Annotated in this window: 2 protein-coding genes; one reads left to right on the forward strand and one right to left on the reverse strand. The window is 70.4% G+C overall.

The window, feature by feature from the left end:
- Nucleotides 1-163 precede the first annotated feature (163 nt).
- Nucleotides 164-670, reverse strand: coding sequence for a hypothetical protein (locus IH54_RS47530; RefSeq protein WP_031526317.1), 507 nt, complete (start codon nucleotides 668-670; stop codon nucleotides 164-166).
- Between the two features lie 86 nt (nucleotides 671-756).
- On the opposite strand from IH54_RS47530, the gene IH54_RS47535 reads away from it, so the two are divergent.
- Nucleotides 757-1,572, forward strand: an 816-nt coding sequence (locus IH54_RS47535) for a hypothetical protein (protein ID WP_043183654.1), incomplete at its 3' end; no start/stop codon positions are given.

Raw genomic sequence — 1,572 nt, forward strand, 5'->3', positions numbered from 1 at the left:
TCCTCGACCGAGGTCCCTGACACGCACCCATCAGGCAGGGCGCCCATCAGCTCGGGGTCGAAGAAATTCTTGACGTCTTCCCACAGCAGGTCTGGCATCTCGCCATGCTGCTCACCAAGGCCCCGCGAGCGCAGCCTGATTTCGAGCGATTGGACCCGCTGCCTCATACGTGCGTGAGCTGTTGCCGGAGTGCAGCCTCGGCCCGGTCGACGGCCGCTGTTATGGCCCGCTCGTGGATGGCAGGCAGGCGTCCGGCGCCGACGCCCGCCCGCGAGACGACGGTGTGCAGGTCCTGTTCCTGCCGCTCGGAGAGGTCCGTGCTCGCGGGGTGGTCGAGGAGTTCCCGGGCTGCGTGGGCGTCCAGGCGGGCCGCGGTGGCGGCACCGTCGCGTAGTCGGCCGGCACGGGGGTCGGACGGGTCCTTGAGGAGTTCGAGGGCGCTCAGCGCCGCCCGGGTCTGGAACGTGGCCGTTTCCGGGTCCGGCGTGTCCAGCAGCGACTGTGCCAGCCGGAGAGCGCGGTCGAGCTCACCCTCTTGAACGCCGATGTCTCGTGGGCTGCAGCAGACGGACAGGAGGGCCTGGACGGCCCCTTCCCACGGTTCGCCGATCGCGGAGGAGTTGATCAGGTCGCGGGCTTCCTGGCCGAGGCCGCGTTCCATCAGCGACATGGCCTTGATCTAGCCGGTCGAGTACGTCGTAGGCGGCTTCGCCGTCGCCCGCGCGGGTCAGCAGGCGGGAGACGTTGATCAGGGGCATGAGCGACATCGAGGCGACATCGCCGGTGAGGCGTCCTGCGTCGGCGAAGGCGGCGTGCTGCCGCCAGCACAGCTCGGCCGCGAACTCGGGTATGCCGACGTCGGAGGCGATCAGTGCGGCCATGTTGAGGATCCCGCAGGTGCGGGCCACCGAGTCGTGGTGGTCGGCACCCGCGGGCGCGACAGCCGCCCGGGTGAGGTGGGCGACGCGCTGGTCCAGCGGTAACGCGGGTCGCTTGGGACGGCGGACCAGCGGGATGCGGCGTGCTATCGCGGGGAGCATCCGCGGTCAGCTCTTGCGGGGCCAGTCGACGACCAGGCGGCTGTGCGCCGCCCCAGCCCTCGTGCCACGCGCGGATCTCGGCGGCGACGTGGTCGGCGAGTTCGGTGCCTCGCGGGCCGTGGCCGATGACGCCGATCGCGCCGAACCAGCCGTGCTCGTCCTCGCCGGTGGGCATGGTCAGGTAGGCGAGGCTGTCGCCGTCGAGCGCGGCCATGGAGCCCCAGAAGAAGTGCGGCTTGAAGCCGGGGCGCTGGCCAGGCATCCGGGACAGGCCGCTCGGCAGGACGCACGCCAGGTACAGGTACAGCCATTCGAAGGGCGCGCCCTTGCGGAACACCACGCCGGTGTCGACCTCGGTCGACGGGGTGTCCAGGACCGTACGGATCGCATCGCGGTCGACCTGCTGCTCGCTGAAGGTCTCCAGGCGGACATTGCCCTCTCCGACCATGGGCACGACGGTGTAGACGTCGTCGCAGACGCCCTTGCGCAAGGGGATGAAGCTGGCCATCTCGCAGGAGACGGTCCGCCACAC

This window comes from Streptomyces sp. NRRL F-5123 (genome assembly GCF_000721495.1).
Taxonomy (GTDB): Bacteria; Actinomycetota; Actinomycetes; order Streptomycetales; family Streptomycetaceae; genus Actinacidiphila.

What these genes read in the sequence shown, in the direction of transcription:
- IH54_RS47530 (WP_031526317.1), bottom strand. Translation starts at nt 670, where the DNA reads ATGTCGCTGATGGAACGCGGCCTCGGCCAGGAAGCCCGCGACCTGATC.